The 16,881-nt window shown below is 68.3% G+C and carries 13 protein-coding genes; 5 read left to right on the forward strand and 8 right to left on the reverse strand.

Going from position 1 to position 16,881, the window contains the following annotated elements; all coding sequences use genetic code 11:
- Nucleotides 1-6: 6 nt before the first annotated feature.
- The gene (locus tag ACN27E_RS17440; RefSeq protein WP_422743339.1) at nt 7-1,161 is read right to left on the reverse strand and encodes an ROK family protein; all 1,155 of its coding nucleotides are present in this window, start codon (nt 1,159-1,161) and stop codon (nt 7-9) included.
- A 99-nt stretch (nt 1,162-1,260) separates the two neighbouring features.
- On the opposite strand from ACN27E_RS17440, the gene ACN27E_RS17445 reads away from it, so the two are divergent.
- The 3 genes from ACN27E_RS17445 (at nt 1,261) to ACN27E_RS17455 (ending at nt 3,972) form a co-directional block, all read left to right on the forward strand.
- Complete coding sequence (locus ACN27E_RS17445; protein ID WP_422743340.1) at nt 1,261-2,532, forward strand: MFS transporter; 1,272 nt, start codon at nt 1,261-1,263, stop codon at nt 2,530-2,532.
- A gap of 1 nt (nt 2,533) precedes the next feature.
- Entirely contained in the window at nt 2,534-3,406 is an 873-nt protein-coding gene (locus tag ACN27E_RS17450) for a hypothetical protein (protein WP_422743342.1), read from the forward strand.
- Nucleotides 3,407-3,468: 62 nt separating this feature from the next.
- Complete coding sequence (locus tag ACN27E_RS17455; protein ID WP_422743343.1) at nt 3,469-3,972, forward strand: hypothetical protein; 504 nt, start codon at nt 3,469-3,471, stop codon at nt 3,970-3,972.
- Here the strand turns inward: ACN27E_RS17455 and ACN27E_RS17460 are convergent.
- Complete coding sequence (locus ACN27E_RS17460) at nt 3,912-6,800, reverse strand: RND family transporter (protein ID WP_422743345.1); 2,889 nt, start codon at nt 6,798-6,800, stop codon at nt 3,912-3,914. The two genes, ACN27E_RS17455 and ACN27E_RS17460, sit on opposite strands and share 61 nt — an antisense overlap.
- A complete protein-coding gene (locus ACN27E_RS17465; protein ID WP_422743346.1) occupies nt 6,797-7,243 on the reverse strand; it encodes an MmpS family transport accessory protein in 447 nt (148 codons plus the stop codon). The genes ACN27E_RS17460 and ACN27E_RS17465 overlap by 4 nt, the downstream gene beginning before the upstream one ends.
- A 334-nt stretch (nt 7,244-7,577) precedes the next feature.
- Between ACN27E_RS17465 and ACN27E_RS17470 the strand changes: the two genes are divergently transcribed.
- On the forward strand, nt 7,578-8,414 hold the full coding sequence (locus ACN27E_RS17470) for a class I SAM-dependent methyltransferase (protein ID WP_422743347.1): 837 nt from the start codon (nt 7,578-7,580) through the stop codon (nt 8,412-8,414).
- 14 nt (nt 8,415-8,428) lie between these two features.
- On the opposite strand, the gene ACN27E_RS17475 is transcribed toward ACN27E_RS17470, so the two are convergent.
- The gene (locus tag ACN27E_RS17475; RefSeq protein WP_422743348.1) at nt 8,429-10,075 is read right to left on the reverse strand and encodes a hypothetical protein; all 1,647 of its coding nucleotides are present in this window, start codon (nt 10,073-10,075) and stop codon (nt 8,429-8,431) included.
- A gap of 160 nt (nt 10,076-10,235) precedes the next feature.
- Between ACN27E_RS17475 and ACN27E_RS17480 the strand changes: the two genes are divergently transcribed.
- On the forward strand, nt 10,236-11,066 hold the full coding sequence (locus ACN27E_RS17480; RefSeq protein WP_422743349.1) for a nitroreductase: 831 nt from the start codon (nt 10,236-10,238) through the stop codon (nt 11,064-11,066).
- A gap of 3 nt (nt 11,067-11,069) precedes the next feature.
- On the opposite strand, the gene ACN27E_RS17485 is transcribed toward ACN27E_RS17480, so the two are convergent.
- From ACN27E_RS17485 to ACN27E_RS17500, 4 genes are read right to left on the reverse strand one after another with little or no spacing between them, the layout of a single operon-like run.
- Nucleotides 11,070-12,083, reverse strand: coding sequence for a LacI family DNA-binding transcriptional regulator (locus ACN27E_RS17485; protein WP_422743350.1), 1,014 nt, complete (start codon nt 12,081-12,083; stop codon nt 11,070-11,072).
- A 27-nt stretch (nt 12,084-12,110) separates the two neighbouring features.
- On the reverse strand, nt 12,111-13,364 hold the full coding sequence (locus ACN27E_RS17490; protein WP_422743351.1) for an alpha-hydroxy acid oxidase: 1,254 nt from the start codon (nt 13,362-13,364) through the stop codon (nt 12,111-12,113).
- Between the two features lie 2 nt (nt 13,365-13,366).
- Nucleotides 13,367-14,842 carry a rhamnulokinase gene (locus ACN27E_RS17495; protein WP_422743352.1) on the reverse strand — a complete coding sequence of 492 codons (1,476 nt, stop codon included), beginning with the start codon at nt 14,840-14,842 and terminating at the stop codon, nt 13,367-13,369.
- Nucleotides 14,839-16,875 (reverse strand): bifunctional aldolase/short-chain dehydrogenase, encoded by a 2,037-nt coding sequence (locus ACN27E_RS17500; protein WP_422743353.1) that lies wholly within the window; start codon nt 16,873-16,875, stop codon nt 14,839-14,841. Before ACN27E_RS17500 ends, ACN27E_RS17495 begins: the two co-directional genes overlap by 4 nt.
- Between the last annotated feature and the right edge of the window lie 6 nt (nt 16,876-16,881).

Consider the following 16,881-nt stretch of genomic DNA (forward strand, 5'->3'; position numbering starts at 1 on the left):
CCACCGTCAGTGCGCCCGGGCCACCAATTCGTTGACCGCGCGAGGGCTGAGCACCTCTTCGAGCACCATGGCGGCGGTACCGACCGCGGCCGAATGACCGCCGTGGGCGGCCTGCACGACCTCCAGCTCACGCGTCGACATCGCGGTCGCGTTGCGGTACAGGCTTTCCCGCAGGCCGGCGACGAAGATCTCGTAGGCACGCGCGAGATCGCCGGCGATGACGAGCACCTTCGGGTTGAGCAGGTTGACCGCCGCCGCGACGACTTCACCGATGTGCCGGCCGCTGTCGCGCAGCATGCGGCGGACCTCCGGGTCGCCGGCGTGGGCGAGTTCCACCACGTCGCGCAGATGACGCACGGCATAGCCCTTCTGCTGCAGTGCATGGACCACCGCCCATCCCGCCGCGACCGCTTCGAGGCAGCCGACGTCTCCGCACCGGCATGCCAGACCCGTGGCGGCCGGGGTCTTGTTGTGTCCGAACTCCCCGGCTGCCTGGGACGCGCCCCGCTGCAGGTCGCCGCCGGCGATGATGCCGGCGCCCAACCCCGTCGACACCTTCAACACGAGCAGATCGTCGATGCGCTCGAGGTTGCCGCCGCGCTCACCGAGGGCGATGGCGTTGGCGTCGTTGTCCAGGACGACCGGTGCGGGTGAGAGGCGCTCGAAGTACGGACGCAACGCCACACCGTCCCAGCCGGGCAGGATCGGCGAATCACGGCTGCACCCCCGGTCGCGGTCCACCGGGCCGGGCAGGCTGACCCCGATGCCGTACACGGGGACGTCCGGCCGGTCATCCAGCAGCACGTCGAGCCGCTTGACCACATCGGGCAGCAGGTCGTCCGGGCCGAGGGCGACCTCCTGGTCGATGTCGGCATTCGCGACGATCTCACCGGCGAGGTTGCAGATCGCCAGCCGCGTGCGGCTGATCCCGATCGCGACGCACAGCACGATGCCGGCATCGGCGTCGAAGCTCAGCGTCGCGGCGGGGCGGCCCCCGGTCGACGGTCCGGGCTCGGTCTCGGCGACGAGCCCGAGATCCAGCAGCGCGGCCACGCGCGCCGTCACCGCCGTCCGCGACAACGACGTGTGCGCGGCCAGATCTGCGCGGGTGGTGACGCGCAGTTCCCGGATCAGGGCGAACACATCGCCGACGCTGGCCACCCCACGATTGAACCGTAGCGACGTAAGATGCGCCACTTTCGCATAGGAAAATCAAAAGCCGGCTTGAGCGCGAGCATAAGTGTCGATAGCGTCGTCACGATGACCGGAACCATGTCGCGTCCGTCGGGATCGATGGCGGTCGTCGCGCCCGACCCGACCGTGCGCTGGCTCGCCGTGCTGGCCCTGGCCCTCGGCGGGTTCGGCATCGGCACCACCGAGTTCGTCGCAATGGGGCTGTTACCCGACATCGCCGCCGGCCTGCGCATCACCGAACCGATCGCGGGCCACGTCATCTCCGCCTATGCGCTCGGCGTCGTCATCGGCGCACCGGTGATCGCAGCGCTCACCGCGCGGATGCCGCGCAAGACGCTGCTGCTCGGATTGATGGTCCTGTTCACCGTCGCCAATCTGGCCACCGCCTTCGCGCCGTCCTACGCCACACTCATGGCGGCTCGCTTCATCGCCGGACTGCCACATGGCGCATTCTTCGGCATCGCCGCCCTGGTGGCCGCTCAGCTGATGGGCCCCCGCAACCGCGCCAAAGCCGTCGCCTACGTGCTCAGCGGGCTCACCGTGGCGACGGTCATCGGCGTTCCGGCGGCATCCTGGCTCGGGCAGCACTTCGGGTGGCGCAGCGCCTTCGCCCTGGTCGTCGGCGTCGGCGCCGTCACGCTGACCGCGATCTGGTGCTGGGTGCCCGAGATGCGCGGCATGCAGGCGACGAGTCCGCTCACCGAACTCGGGGCGCTCAAACGGCTCCAGGTCTGGCTCGCCCTGCTGGTCGGCATGGTGGGCTTCGGCGGCATGTTCGCGGTGTACACCTACGTGACCACCACGCTGACCGACGTCGCCGGAGTGTCCCGGGCCCTGGTACCGCTGGGGCTGATGACCTTCGGCCTGGGCATGGTGATCGGCAACCTGGTGGGCGGCCGGATGGCCGACGTGTCGGTCGTGCGGGGGCTGTACGCCTCGTTGACGTCGCTGGGCATCGTGCTCACCGGTTTCGTCTTCGCGGCACACAATCCGTGGACGGCCATGCTCGGGCTGTTCCTCATCGGCGCGACGGGATCATCCATCGGCCCTGCCCTGCAGACCCGGTTGATGGACGTGGCGCACGACGCGCAGACCCTGGCGGCGGCGCTCAACCACTCGGCGCTCAACATCGCCAACGCCGCGGGCGCGTGGATCGGTGGCATGGTGATCTCCGCCGGTCTGGGCTACACGGCTCCGGCCGCCGCGGGTGCGGTGCTGACCGTCGCCGGACTGCTGGTGCTGACCGTGTCCGTCGTTGCGCAGCGCTGGTCCGACCGCGGGCACCGTGCGGGCCAGCCGACTAGGCTGGGCCGACGACCGGACTCTGGCGGGAGCTGACATGCGGCGATGGGCGATTCTGGGCGTCGCACTGCTGGTCGGCGGGTGTGCAGCACCGGTCGAAGGCGCACCGCCCAGCACGCAGCGCACCAGTCAGGGACCGGTCGCCCCCTCTCATGCATCGCCGCCCTCGGCGCCGTTCGACGGTCTCGAGGCCCGCGTCCGTCAGGCCACCGCCGAGGCGGCGGAGTCCGGAGCCGACATCGAGACGGCCGTGATGGACCGCGCCACCGGACAGATCGTCTCCAACGGGGCCACCGCCCCGTTCCCGATCGCCTCGGTGGTCAAGTTGTTCATCGCCGACGACCTGCTGCTGCAGGAGGCGCAGGGCACGACGACACTCTCCGCGGCCGATCGCACGTCGCTGGACCGCATGCTGCGCTCTTCCGATGATTCTGCAGCACAACAATTCTGGGATCGCAGCGGTCGAAACGCGGTCATCGAGCGCATCGTCGCCCGGTACGGGTTGACGGGTACGACGGCACCGTCGAACGGACACTGGGACGTCACGATGAGCACCGCAGGCGATCTGGTCCGCTACTACGACATGCTGTTGGACGGCACCGGCGGACTGCCCGCCGAACAGGCCGGCGTCATCATCGGCGATCTCGCCCGATCCACCCCGACGGGAGCCGACGGCTACCCGCAGCGCTTCGGGATCCCGGACGCACTCACGGCCGAACCGGTGGCGGTCAAACAGGGCTGGTTCTGCTGCTGGAACGGTGGCAACCAGCTGCACGTGTCCACCGGCGCCATCGGTTCCGACCATCGGTATGTCATGGCCATCAGTTCGCTGGAACCCGACGACGCCGCGGAGACCCGCGAGACCGTCACCCGGGCCGTCAGGACGATGTTTCCCGCCGGCCGGATCTGACCCACCTGTCGGGTTGCTGTGAGTTTCCGACCCGAACACTTAGTTCGGGTAACGTTTTTCTGGTGAATCTGGGCCCCTGGGGCGATCTGACGATCCTCGCCGGCGTGCTGGAGATCGTCTTCGCCACCTGCGTCTTCGTCTACATCAGCCGGCTCGAGCGCCGCGGCGGGCATCCCCTGGGCGATCAGGTGGGCGCCCACAAGGCGGTACTCGCCAAAGTCCGCAAACGTGAGCCGATGTCGCAGGACGAAATCGACTACGCCCGCGAACTGGTCACCGACGCGCGGTCCCCGCTGGCCTACGCGATTCCGGCGGCCCTGTTCACCATGGGCTTCTTCTACGTGGTCGGTTGCCTGTTCGTGCTGCACCTACACGGCGGACATCCGTCGTTTCGTACGTTCATCGGCGGCATTCCCATGCTGACGTCGATGAACATGGCCGCGCAGCTCAGCCGGGTCGCGCGGTTGAAGAAGAAGCTGCCCGCCGCCGGCCACGCGTTCGACGATCAGTCCGAACCCTTCCCCGTCCCGGCGACCGGGTCACCGTCCTCCCAGAGCAGCAGCTGACGCACCGCCTGCCGTGAGCCGTAGGGCCGGAGCATCTGGCTGGCCGGGCGGGGCCGCACCCGCAACGGCCACCAGAACCAGCGGCCCAGCAGCGCTGCCACCGCCGGGGTCATGAACGATCGCACGATCAGGGTGTCGAACAGCAGGCCGAGGGCGATCGTCGTTCCGATCTGACCGAGGATGCGCAGGTCGGCGAAAACGAACGATGCCATCGTGGCCGCGAACACCAGACCGGCGGCCGTGACCACTGCCCCCGATCCGGCCATCGCCCGGATGATGCCGGTGTTCACACCCGCGCCGATCTCCTCCTTCAACCGGGATATCAGCAGCAGGTTGTAGTCCGATCCGACGGCCAGCAGCAGAATGATGGCCAGCGCCAACACGATCCAGTACAACTCGATGCCGAGCAGGTCCTGCCAGATCAGCACGGACAACCCGAAGGACGCGCCCAGCGACAACGCCACGGTGCCCACGATCACGAAGGCGGCGACGAGGCTGCGGGTGATGAACACCATGACGAGCAGGATCAGACTGAGCGCGGCGATCCCGGCGATCATGAGGTCGAACCGCGCACCGTCCTGGATGTCCTTATAGGTCGCCGCCGTACCGGCGATGTACAGCTTGGATCCGGCCAACGGCGTTCCCTTGACCGCAGCCTGCGCGGCGTGCCGGATGGCGTCGATGTGCGAAATGCCTTCGGGCGTGGCTGGATCGCCTTCGTGGGTGACGATCATCCGCGCCGCCTTCCCGTCCGGGGACAGGAACAGCTTCAGGCCCCGCTGGAACTCCGGGTTGGTGAAGGCCTCCGGAGGCAGATAGAACGAGTCGTCGGTCTTCGATGCGTCGTAGGCCTGGCCTAGCGCGGTCGCGTTCTGCAACGCGGCCTCGGTCTGGTCGTTGAGCCCCGAGGTGGTGGCGTAATTGGTCAGGGTCAGGTCGCGGTTAGCCTGCTGACTCTGGATCTGCGGTGGGATCAGCGCGAGCAGCTTCGGTTGCAGCTCATCGAGTTTGGCGATACTGCCGGCGACGTCGGCCAGCTGGTCGGTGAGGTCGTTGATGCCGTCGAGGGCGTCGAAGAGCGAGCGCAGCGCCCAGCAGATGGGGATGTCGTAGCAGTGCGGCTCGAAGTAGAAGTAATTGCGGATGGGCCGGAAGAAGTCGTCGAAGTTGGCGATCTTGTCCCGGAGGTCCTGGGCGGTCGCGACGGTGTTCTGGAAGGCCCGGGTCTGCTCGTCGGTGACCGCGCCGGACTGCTGCTGCAGCGCGTATTGCTGTCGCAGTACGTCGATCGAATTGTTGATGACGTCGACCTGTTTGAGCAGATCCGTTCCGCGAGCCTGCTGGAACGGCAGGTTGTTGATCTGCGAGGCACTGCTCGCGCTGATCTGGAACGGGATCGACGTGTGGTCGAGCGGCGTGCCCAGGGGCCGGGTGATCGACTGGACCTGCGCGATGCCGTCGGTGTGGAAGACCGCCTTGGCGACCCGTTCGAGCAGGATCATGTCGGTGGGGTTGCGCAGATCGTGGTCGGCTTCGACCATCAGCAACTCCGGGTTGAGACGGGCCTCGGAGAAGTGCCGGGTGGCAGCGGCGTATCCGACGTTGGCCGGGGCGTCGGCCGGCATGTAGGTCCGGTTGTCGTAGTTCGTCTTGTAGGCCGGCAGGGCGAGCAGGCCGATCAGGGCGATCGCGATCGTCGCCACCAGGATCGGGCCGGGCCAGCGGACGATCGCGGTACCGATCCGCCGCCAGCGTCGGGTGCGCATCGCCCGGGCCGGCTCGAACAGCCCGAAATGCCGCCCGATGACCAGCAGGGCGGGAGCCAGGCTCAGCGCCGCCACCACCGCGACCAGCACACCGATACCCGCCGGGATCCCCAGGCTCTGGAAGTAGGGCAGCCGGGTGAAGGTCAAACAGAGGACCGCGCCGGCGATCGTCAGACCGGAGCCCAGGATGATGTGAGCGGTTCCGTGGTACATCGTGGTGAACGCCGAGACGCGGTCGTGCCCGGCGTATCTCGCCTCGTGGAAGCGCCCCAGGATGAAGATGGCGTAGTCGGTACCGGCCGCGATGACCAGCAACGTCAGCAGATTCGTCGAATACGTCGACAGCTCGATGATGCCGGCGTTCGCCAGGACCGCGACCACACCGCGCGATGCGGTCAGCTCGATCATCACGGTGAACAGCACGAGGAACACCGTGGTGAGCCGGCGGTAGAGGAACAACAGCATCACCGCGATCACCCCGAGGGTGATCAGGGTCGTCTTCAGGGTCCCCTGACGGCCGACTTCGAACTGGTCGGTGACCAGCGGCGCGGGTCCGGTGACGTAGGCCTTCAGTCCTTGCGGAGCCGGTGTGTCGTCGACGATGTCGCGCACCGCGTCCACCGATTCGTTGGCCAGGGATTCGCCCTGGTTCCCGGCGAGGTACACCTGTACCAGCGCCGCTTTGCCGTCGGAGCTCTGCGAGCCCGCCGCGGTCAGCGGATCGCCCCAGAAGTTCTGGATGTGCTCCACGTGGCGGGTGTCCTGTGCGAGCTTGTCGACCAGACCGTCGTAGTAGTGGTGCGCCTCGGCGCCGAGCGGCTGATCCCCCTCGAGCACGATCATTGCCGAGCTGTCGGAGTCGAACTCCTCGAACTTCTTGCCGATCTCCTTGCTGGCCTGCAGCGACGGCGCATCGTGCGGGCTCAACGAGACGTTGTGGGCTTCAGCGACGGTCTCCAGCTGTGGCACGAACACGTTCGTCACCACCGCGAGGCCGAGCCAGAACAGCGCGATCAGAACCGAGAACCGGCGGATGAGATCCGGGATGCGGATACTGCTCATCCGGACTTGTCCAGACAGTAGGTCAGCGCGTTCAGGGTGTTCACCGTTCTCTCGTCCTTGACCGCGTCGTCGATGGTGATCCGGCATCCGATCGAATCGCTGTCGCCCTGGGCGGTGAGGTTGACAAAGACGGCGGGCTGGGTGGTGGTGGTGTCGTACGACCACGGCAGGGTGACGTCCTCGGCCCGCTGCGGCTGGGCGTCGACGTCCAGATAGGTGATCGTGGCGATCGTGCCGGGCGGGCCGAAGACCTCCAGCACCACGTGTTTGGGATTGAACGGGACGATGTCGCTATCGGCCCCGGTGGGCGTGGAGACCACGTCCTGCGATGCGAACACGCCGTGCAGCCGATACACCGCGAACCCGGAGACAACGAGGACCACGACGGCGACCACCCACGTCCACCGTCGGCCCAGTCGCCGCGCCAGCGACAACCGCTGCATCCGTGACCCTTTCGAGAAGCGGCGACAGGCGCGGGCCGTGCCGAAAACCCGGTAGGAAAGCTAATCAACTTGGTTGACGCTACGACACGCTCCGCGGCAGCACAACACCTGGCCGCCGTTCCGGCGTTTCTGTCAAGTTGCTGTGAGGCAACGACATCGACCGTCCGGCCGGCCGGCCGGCAGAGCGTCATGTCCTGGTACCGGCGGGCGGTGCGGCGGTGTCGCACGCCGTCGCGCCTAATGTGGAACCGAGCCCGCCTCGACCCCGCCAGGAGCTTCACATGGTCATCCGTACCGTTGGTGCCCGCACGGATCGACCTGAGGGAGGTGACCGATGACTGACCCGACCCCCGGTCGCATCGACGCCAGCTCGCTGACCGACGTCTCGGAGACCGCGCTGCTCACGCTGTACGGCCGGGCTCATCAGGCTGCCCATCGCCGCGCAATCATCCACGACCCCATGGCGATCCGGCTCGTCGAGGCGATCGATTTCGACTTCGAGAAATTCGGCCGCAAGGGTCAGGAGATGGCGCTGCGTTCACTGGCGTTCGACCGCGCCACGGCGGCGTATCTGTACCGTCACCCGACGGCGACGGTGGTCGCCCTCGCCGAAGGCCTGCAGACCAGTTTCTGGCGGCTGGACGACGCACTGCCGAATGCGCGGTTCCGTTGGTTGAGCATCGATCTCGAACCCGTCATCGCCCTGCGCGATCGGCTGCTGCCGGCATCGCCGCGGATCACCCAGCTCGCCCAGTCAGCGCTCGACTACTCGTGGATGGACCGCGTGAACACCACCGAGGGCGTCTTCGTCACCGCCGAAGGTCTGTTGATGTATCTACAGCCCGAAGCGGCCATTGGGCTGATCACGCAGTGCGCGAAGCGATTCCCGGGCGGGCAGATGATATTCGACCTGCCACCGGTTCTGGTGAAGAAGATGGCTCCGAAGGGCATGCGGTCCTCGCGGCGTTACCGGGTGCCGCCCATGCCATTCAGCCTGACCCCGGCGCAGCTGGCCGGACTGGTCGACACCGTGCCGGGTATCCGCGCCGTCCACGACCTCCCGATGCCCAGCGGTCGCGGACTCTTCTTCGACAAGATCTTCCCCGCACTCTGGAGTCTGCCGGCGATCAAGCAGTGGCGCGGCGCCTACACGCTGCTCGAGTTCGGCTGACGTTCGACAAGCCGTCAGGGCCGGAACAGGATTCCGTCGTCCGACGCCGCCTGGAGCAGCTGGGGAATGGTCAAGTTCCCATAGCCGGCGAGGACCGGACCGCGACGGGAGCCCAGCCACGGCAACACGGTGGGGTCGACCGCGATGCCGAGGTAGTAGGCCTGCACCGGCGGTAGGTGGTACTGGAAGAAATTGCCGAAGAAGTCCACGAAGTAGACCAGGCTGCCGAGCAGGCTCGTGCCCCACAGCGCGGATGCGTTGTAGAGCGGGGTCATGGCGGCCGGGTCGCCGATCATGACGATCGGACCGTAGTGCGGCTTGTTTCCGCCGCCGGGCACATAGTCGGACCCGATCGGCTCCAGGCCGGGCAGATCGGTCGACATGAACGGCGCGGTGTCACCGTAGGTCGCGATGTTGACGAACATCGCGTCCGCACCGTTGCCCGGAACGGTGGTGTTCATCCCGGGCGATTCGAATCCGATGCCGGCCAGTCCGGTGTGCTGTGCCACGAATTGGGCCTGCCAACCGCCGAGGGAGTGCCCGGTGACGAACACATCGTCCGGGTCGTAGCCCAGCACCGCGGCCTGAGCCTGCACCTGCCGGGCGAAGTCCAGGGCGGAGTAGAACCCCGGCGGGGTGGTGGGAGTGAGGATCATCTGCAGGTCCGCGATGATCTGGCTGATCGCGATGAACGGGTTGAAGAGCAGATTCGTCCCACCCGTGGTGCCCTGATAGGCGATGATGATCTGCGCTTGCGGCGTCACCCATACGTCGGCGGCCATCCCCGTCAGGATGTTGGTGGCCGACATCTGAAACCCGTTGACGGTGAACGGCTTCATCCCGCCGGGAGTGGATCCCAGGACGTAGGCGGCCGACGAGGCGTCGAGGAATTGGGCAACGGTCGGCGTCGGCCGGGTGGTGGGACCCGTGTAGGTCAGCGGGGGGAGGGCGGGTGGAGTCGGGGGCGTCTCCCAGAGACCCACTGCCCGTTCCAGTTCCCGGAAGGTGCCGAAGACCACGCTGTTGATCGGCGCAAAACTGATCGGGCTCTCGGGGCCGCTCGTCGAAGCGGTCAGGTCCAGTGCCTGCAGGACGGTGTTCACGGCCCGGCCGGGCGCATCGATCAGTTCGGCGATCGGTGACAGCGGTTGAGGCGGGGCGGGTCTGGTGTCGACGACGCCCACCGCGGTGGCCGCCGGTTCGTCGGCTCGTCTCGCGGTCAGCGGTTCGACGTGAGTTTCCCGGGTGGGCGCCGTCGGTTCCGCCGACAGCCGGGCGGGCGGGGACTCGCCGGTGTCGGTGACCCGAAGTTCGTTGCCGCGATCGGCAGCCGCTTGGCGGGCACCCGCGCGGTCCGGCTCTTTTGCATCTCCGGCGGCTGAGGAGACCGAGTTCGACGTCTCCGTCTGATCCGCTCGGCGGCTCGCGGTCGACCGCTCGACGCCGGTACGGCTCGCGGAACCGGTGGCGGCCGGTCCGGTGGCGGCCGGGCCCGCCGAGACTCCCGACGCAGACACCGCATTCGTGGAATCAGCGGTCTCCGCCCATGCCACCCCTGCCGCAGGTGCCAACGCCATGCCCGCGCACAGGGCAGCTGCCGCGACGCCGCTGCGCAACGCCCAGACCTCTCGACGGCTTCTCGCTCGCTCGACCTGCTTCATCGTCCCCCTCGGCCCCGCGCTGCGCGCGGTGACAACATACCTTGTCAGTGGCGGCGGTCACAGGTGGTTGCCCGAAGATAATGCCGCCCGCGTCATTAATTGGTTCGCTGCGTGGCTCCTAGACTGTCTGCGGTCGCCGACTTCGGGCGGAGGTGAAGAGATGGCCACCGCATTCCCCGATGTCCCCGTGCTCGAGCGTGCGCTGGACCTCGCGGCGCGCTCGCCGTCCACGCGCAATGCTCAGCCCTGGCGGTGGCTTGTCGACCGCCGCGGTGTCCATCTGATGGCGGACTGGAATCGCCGACTCGGCGACACCGACTCCGATCGCCGCGACGTGGTGCTCAGCTGCGGCGCTGTGCTGCACCACTGTTCGGTGGCCCTCGGCGCGGCCGGCTGGGCCGCCCGCATCCGTCGCATCCCGGGCGACGGCGTGCTCGCGGTGATGGAACTCGACCGACGAGCGCCCGGTGAGGGCATCGTGGAACTGGCCGGCGCGATAGCGCGCCGAAGGACCGATCGGCGACCGTACCGCGGCGCGCTGCCCGCGGGCACCCTCGAACTCCTGGTTGTCCATGCGGCCCGAGTCGGCGTCCAGGTCGCCGTGGTTCCGACCGACCGATGGGGCCGGACCGGAGCGCAGGAAGTCACGCTGCGCTATCCCGACTCCGACAACCCGCAGCGCGCGGGCGACCACGACGACGACGCCACCATGCTCGTCCTGGCGACCGGCGGCGATACCGACGAATTGCGGCTGCGGGCCGGTGAAGCGCTCAGCGACCTCACTCTGTCGGCGACCGCTCTGGGTCTGGCCACCTGCCCGCTGACCGAGCCGTTGAGCGACACCCGTGATCGGCTGGCCCTGGCGTGTGACGTCTTCGACGGCGAGGCCTATCCGCAGGCCTTGCTGCGAATCGGCCGTCAGCCCAACCCGGACCCGCTACCGCCGGCCGATCGGCGGCCGGTCGCCGAAACCACGACGTTCCGACTCTGATCATCACCAGCGGGCGGTCGACGACGCCCGCTCGACGAGCTCCGGCTGGAACACGATGTGGCTGGGCTCATGATCCAGTCCGGCCTCGTTCGCCGCGAGCAGCAGGTCGACAGCTGTCGTACCGATCGCATGCCGGGGCTGGCGAACCGAGGTCAGCGGAACCACCGCCGACCGGGCGAAGTCGATGTCGTCGTATCCGACCAGTGCGATGTCGTCGGGGACGCGCAGCCGGGCGGTCAGCGTCAGCGCCTGCAGGACACCGATGGCCAGCAGGTCATTCGCGCAGAACACCGCGTCCGGCCGCTGCCGCGCCGGCCGGGCGCACAGGGTCTCGCCGACCGCGCGGCCGTCGGAGACCGTGAGGGCCGGGCACTCGATCACCTCGAGCCGGGCGCCCGGCTGATCGGCGATGGCGCGCTGGGCGCCGACCAGTCGGTCGCGCACCTGGCGCAGATCGGTCGGGCCGGCGACGACGGCGATGCGCCGGCGCCCGCTTCGACACAGATGACCTACCGCCAGCTCCGCACCGGCGACGTCATCCACGGCTACGGAGTCGAATTCGGTTCCAGTGCCGTCCCGGTCGACGAGTACCACCGGCGTCCCCCGGGAGCGCATCGTGCGCAGACGGGCCAGATCGTCACTGACGGGTGTCACCAGCAGGCCGTACACCCGTTGCTCGTCGAACGCGTCGACATAGGCGCGTTCGCGCGCCGTATCGTCGTCGGAGGTACCCAGCAGGACGATCAGATTTTGTTGAGCGGCACGTTCTTCCGCGGCGCGGGCGATGTCGGTGAAGAACGGGTTGCCGACGTCGAGGACCAGCAGGGCGACACAGCGCGACCGCGCAGCGCGCAACTGCCGCGCTGCGTCGTTGCGGACGAAACCGAGTTCGGCGATGGCCGCATGCACGCGCGCGACGGTGGCCGGCGCCACCTTGTGCGGGGCATTGAGCACGTTGGAGACCGTGCCCACCGAGACCGACGCCGCAGCCGCGACATCCCGGATACCCGCTGCCATCGACGCGCTCCTCGTGGCGTGGCCCGCCTAGTTCCTCACCTGGTCTATCACGTGAGGACGCGGAGCGAGCCGCACCAGCTGGGTGACGTGGTGCGGCCCGAGCTCCTCGAGGCACGTGACCCCGAGTAACCGCATCGTGCGCGCGACCTCTTCGGAGAGAATCTCGATGGCCCGCTCGACACCGGCCTCGCCGCCGGCCATCAACCCGTAGAGATACGCGCGACCCACCAGGGTGAACCGGGCACCGAGCGCGATCGCGGCCACCACGTCGGCACCGGACATGATGCCGGTGTCGAGCAGGATCTCGGTGTCTGCCCCCACCTCTTGTGCGACGGCGGGGAGCAGATGGAACGGGACCGGCGCCCGGTCAAGTTGTCGCCCACCGTGATTGGACAGCACGATGCCATCCACCCCGAGGGCGACGACGCGGCGGGCATCGCCGACGGTCTGGATGCCCTTGACCACCACCTTGCCGGGCCACTGCGCCGTGATCCACGCCAGATCCTCGAACGTCACGGTGGGGTCGAACATGGTGTTCAGCAGCTCGGCCACGGTGCCCGACCAACGGTCCAACGAGGCGAAGGACAGGGGTTCGGTGGTGAGGAAGTCGATCCACCACTGTGGCCGCGGGATGGCGTCGATGATCGTGCCGAGTGTCAACGCCGGCGGTATCGACATGCCATTGCGCTTGTCGCGCAGGCGTGCGCCGGCCACCGGCACGTCCACGGTGACCAGCAGCGTATCGAATCCCGCTGCCGCCGCCCGCTCCACCAGCGCCATCGAACGCTCCCGGTCCTTCCACATGTAGAGCTGGAACCAGTTGCGCCCGTGCGGGTTCGCGGCGGCGACGTCCTCGATGGATGCGGTTCCCATGGTGGACAGTGCAAAAGGAATCCCCGCTCGCGCCGCGGCACGGGCACCGGCGAACTCGCCCTCGGTCTGCATCATCCGGGTGAAGCCGGTCGGGGCGATGCCGAACGGTTGCGCCGCCGGAGCACCGAGCACGTCCCAGCCGGTACGCACGGCGGACACGTCGCGCAGGATCGCGGGATGGAACTCGATGTCCCGGAAAGCCTGCCGCGCCCGCGCGATGGACAGTTCGGCCTCGGCCGAGCCGTCGGTGTAGTCGAAGGCCGCGATCGGAGTTCGGCGCTTGGCGATCCGGCGCAGATCCTCGATGGTCAGCGCTTTTTGCAGCCGGCGCGTCTTCGCATTGAATTGGGGCTTCTTGAACTGCATGAGGGGCGCCAGATCGCGGGCCTTCGGCAGTCGCCGTTGCATGATCACACCTTTCCGACATGGGTGCGGTGGGGCAGGTAGCGCTCGGTGAGGTCGGCAGCCGCGACCGTCGCCCGCAGCGCCTCGAGATCGCCGTCGAGCATTCCGTGGCTGCGGGCCTGGATGAGGACGTTGCCGGTGGCCGTCGCCTCGACCGGACCGGCGACGACCGGGACGCCGACCAGATCGGCCAACCGCTGGCACAGCAGCCGGTTCTTCGCGCCGCCCCCGACGATGTGCACGGTGTCGGCCGGGGTCCCGGACAGCTGCGACGCCGTGGCGACGCCGCGAGCGAAGGCCGCGGCCAGGCTCTCGACGATCGTGCGGGTCATCTCCGCCGCACTCGTGGGCGCCGGCAGGCCGCGGTCGGTGTACCAGGCGGCGATCCGCCCGGGCATGTCGCCGGGCGGATGGAACGCCGGGTCCTCGGTGTCGAAGACGTCGAGCGGCGGTGGGGCGGCGGCAGCCTCGTCGAGCAGTCGCACCAGGTCGACGGTCGACCCGTCCCGCTGCCAATGCCGAACCGACTCGGTGAGCAGCCACATACCCATGACGTTACGCAGGAATCGGATGCGGCCGTCCGCGCCGATCTCATTGGTGAAGTTGGCCGCGCGCGCCGCCTCGCCGAGGACCGGTCCGGTCAGTTCGACGCCGACCAGCGCCCAGGTCCCGCAGGAGATGTAGACCGCGGACTCTGCGGCCATGGGCACCGCGACCACCGCCGACGCGGTGTCGTGCGAGGCCACCGTGCCGACCCGCGGACCACTGCGCTGGTCCTGGCCCAGGCCGATCTCGGCAGCGATGTCGGGCAGCACCGGGCCGAGGTCGACGCCGGGCTCGCTCACCGGCGGGAACAGGTCGCCGGGGTAGCCCAGCATCCGCATCAAGTCGTCGTCCCACGTGCCGTCGGTTCTGAGCAGGCCCGTGGTCGACGCGTTGGTGCGCTCGGTGACGCGGGCGCCGGTGAGCCAGTACCCCATGAGGTCGGGCACCAGCAGGGCGGTGTCGGCACATCCCAGCGTGCCGGCCTTCGCATCGGCGGCCAACTGGTAGACCGTATTGAACGGCAGGAATTGTAAGCCGTTGCGGGCGTACAGTTCCCGGTACGGAACCACCGCGTGAACGGCCTCGACGCCGTCGTCGCAGCGCAGGTCGCGGTAGTGGTGCGGCGGCGCCAGCAGCCTGCCGTTGCGCAGCAGCCCGTAATCGACCGCCCACGAATCGATGCCGATCCCAATCAGATTCGCTGCGTCCCGGCCGGCCTGAGCCAGACCCTCGCAGACCTGGGCGAACAATCCGACGATGTTCCAGTGCAAGGCGGCACGCGCGCCGTTCCACAGATGCACCGGTTCGTTGGCGAAGCGGGTCACCTGCCTGATGTCGAGTAGACCCCGCCCGACGTCAGCCAGCATCACCCGGCCACTGGTCGCTCCGAGGTCGACGGCCGCAAGCTGTCCTCGGCTCTTCGCGCAAGCGCTCATCGCAGGAACGCGGCGGCGACGCCCGCATCGACCGGCACGTGCACACCGGTGGTGTGGGAGAAGTCCGAAGTGCACAGGGCGAAGGCCGCGTTGGCGACATTCTCGGGCAGCACCTCTCGTTTGAGCAGGGTGCGCTGGGCGTAGAACTTGCCGAGGTCTTCCTCGGCGACCCCGTAGACCGCGGCCCGTTTGGCACCCCATCCGCCGGCGAATATGCCCGACCCCTGCACGACGCCGTCAGGGTTGATGCCGTTGACCTTGATGCCGTACTCACCGAGTTCGGCGGCCAGCAACCGCACCTGGTGCGCCTGATCGGCCTTGGTCGCCGAGTAGGCGATGTTGTTGGGGCCGGCGAACACCGAGTTCTTCGACGAGATGTAGATGATGTCGCCGCCGAGCTTCTGGTCGATCAGCGCCCTGGCCGCGGCCTTGCTCACCAGGAACGATCCGCGGGCCATCACGTTGTGCTGCAGATCCCAGTCGGCAGCAGTGGTCTCCAGGAGGGCCTTGGACAGCGACAGACCGGCGTTGTTGACCACGATGTCGATGCCGCCGAACGCCAGCACGCAGGCGTCGATCGCGGCCTGCACCGCGACCTCGTCGGTGACGTCGGCGGCGATCCCGACGGCCACGTCGGCGCCGCCGATCTCCTCGGCCGCCGCCTGGGCCTTCGCGGCGTCCAGATCGGCGACCACCACGCACGCGCCCTCGGCCGCCAGTCGGGTGGCGATGGCCTTGCCGATGCCCGACGCCGCGCCGGTCACCAGCGCGATGCGGGTGACCAGCGGCTTGGGTTTCGGCATCCGTTGCAGCTTGGCCTCTTCGAGTGCCCAGTACTCGATGCGGAACTTCTCCGACTCGTCGATGGGGGCGTAGGTGGACACCGCTTCGGCGCCGCGCATCACGTTGATCGCGTTGAGGTAGAACTCGCCCGCCACCCGCGCGGTCTGCTTGTCCTTGCCGTAGCTGAACATGCCGACGCCGGGAATCAGCACGATCGCCGGGTCCGCGCCGCGCATGGCAGGGCTCGCCGGACCCGCATGCCGCTCGTAATACGCCCGGTACTCGGCGCGGTAGGCCTCATGGAGTTCGGCCAGCCGGGCCTTGCTGTCCTCGATGGTGGCTGCGGCGGGGAGGTCGAGCAGCAACGGCTTGACCTTGGTACGCAGGAAATGATCGGGGCAACTCGTACCGAGCGCGGCCAGCCTCGGGTGCTCGCTGCAGCTGAGGAATTCGAGCACGCGCGGATCGTCGGTGAAGTGTCCCACCTGCGGCCGGTCCGTCGAGACGAGCCCGCGCACGAACGGGGCCAGGGCGGTGGCCTTGGCCCGCCGTTGCGCGTCGGGCAGGGCACTGTGCCCGGTCAGCGGTGCGCCGAACGGGTAGCGGCGGCCGTGCTCATCGATGTAGCGCTGCGCCGTCTCGATGATCTCGAGGGAATGCGCCTCGGCTTCGGCCGAGCTGTCACCCCACGCGGTGATCCCGTGTCCGCCGAGCACGGTGCCGATGGCCTGCGGGTTCTGCTTCTTGATCTCGGCGATGTCCAGCCCGAGCTGAAATCCCGGCCTGCGCCACGGGATCCAGACCACCCGGTCGCCGAAGATCTGCTCGGTCAGCGCCGGCCCGTCGGCGGCGGTGGCGATCGCGATACCCGAGTCGGGATGCAGGTGATCGACGTGGGCGGCGTCGACGAGTCCGTGCATGGCGGTGTCGATCGACGGGGCGGCGCCGCCACGGCCGTGCAGACAGTAGTCGAAAGCCGCCACCATCTCGTCTTCGCGGTCAACGCCGGGGTACACGTCGACCAGTGACCGCATTCGGTCCAGCCGCAGAACTGCCAGCCCCTCTTCGGTCAGGGTGCCGAGATCTCCCCCGGAGCCCTTGACCCACAACAGCTCGACGGGTCGGCCGGTCACCGGGTCGACCTCGACGCCTTTGGCCGAGGTGTTGCCGCCCGCGTAATTCGTGTTCTTCGGCTCGGAGCCCAACCGGTTGGATCGCGAGATGAGTTCGGCGACAGTCTCGTTGGTCATGGTGTC

Source organism: Mycobacterium sp. WMMD1722, assembly GCF_049315205.1.
Classification (GTDB): Bacteria; Actinomycetota; Actinomycetes; order Mycobacteriales; family Mycobacteriaceae; genus Mycobacterium.

What these genes read in the sequence shown, in the direction of transcription:
- ACN27E_RS17460 (WP_422743345.1), bottom strand. Translation starts at nt 6,800, where the DNA reads ATGAGCAGTATCCGCATCCCGGATCTCATCCGCCGGTTCTCGGTTCTG.
- ACN27E_RS17470 (WP_422743347.1), top strand. Translation starts at nt 7,578, where the DNA reads ATGACTGACCCGACCCCCGGTCGCATCGACGCCAGCTCGCTGACCGAC.
- ACN27E_RS17445 (WP_422743340.1), top strand. Translation starts at nt 1,261, where the DNA reads ATGACCGGAACCATGTCGCGTCCGTCGGGATCGATGGCGGTCGTCGCG.
- ACN27E_RS17485 (WP_422743350.1), bottom strand. Translation starts at nt 12,083, where the DNA reads ATGGCAGCGGGTATCCGGGATGTCGCGGCTGCGGCGTCGGTCTCGGTG.
- ACN27E_RS17475 (WP_422743348.1), bottom strand. Translation starts at nt 10,075, where the DNA reads ATGAAGCAGGTCGAGCGAGCGAGAAGCCGTCGAGAGGTCTGGGCGTTG.
- ACN27E_RS17490 (WP_422743351.1), bottom strand. Translation starts at nt 13,364, where the DNA reads ATGCAACGGCGACTGCCGAAGGCCCGCGATCTGGCGCCCCTCATGCAG.
- ACN27E_RS17450 (WP_422743342.1), top strand. Translation starts at nt 2,534, where the DNA reads ATGCGGCGATGGGCGATTCTGGGCGTCGCACTGCTGGTCGGCGGGTGT.
- ACN27E_RS17480 (WP_422743349.1), top strand. Translation starts at nt 10,236, where the DNA reads ATGGCCACCGCATTCCCCGATGTCCCCGTGCTCGAGCGTGCGCTGGAC.
- ACN27E_RS17500 (WP_422743353.1), bottom strand. Translation starts at nt 16,875, where the DNA reads ATGACCAACGAGACTGTCGCCGAACTCATCTCGCGATCCAACCGGTTG.
- ACN27E_RS17495 (WP_422743352.1), bottom strand. Translation starts at nt 14,842, where the DNA reads ATGAGCGCTTGCGCGAAGAGCCGAGGACAGCTTGCGGCCGTCGACCTC.
- ACN27E_RS17465 (WP_422743346.1), bottom strand. Translation starts at nt 7,243, where the DNA reads ATGCAGCGGTTGTCGCTGGCGCGGCGACTGGGCCGACGGTGGACGTGG.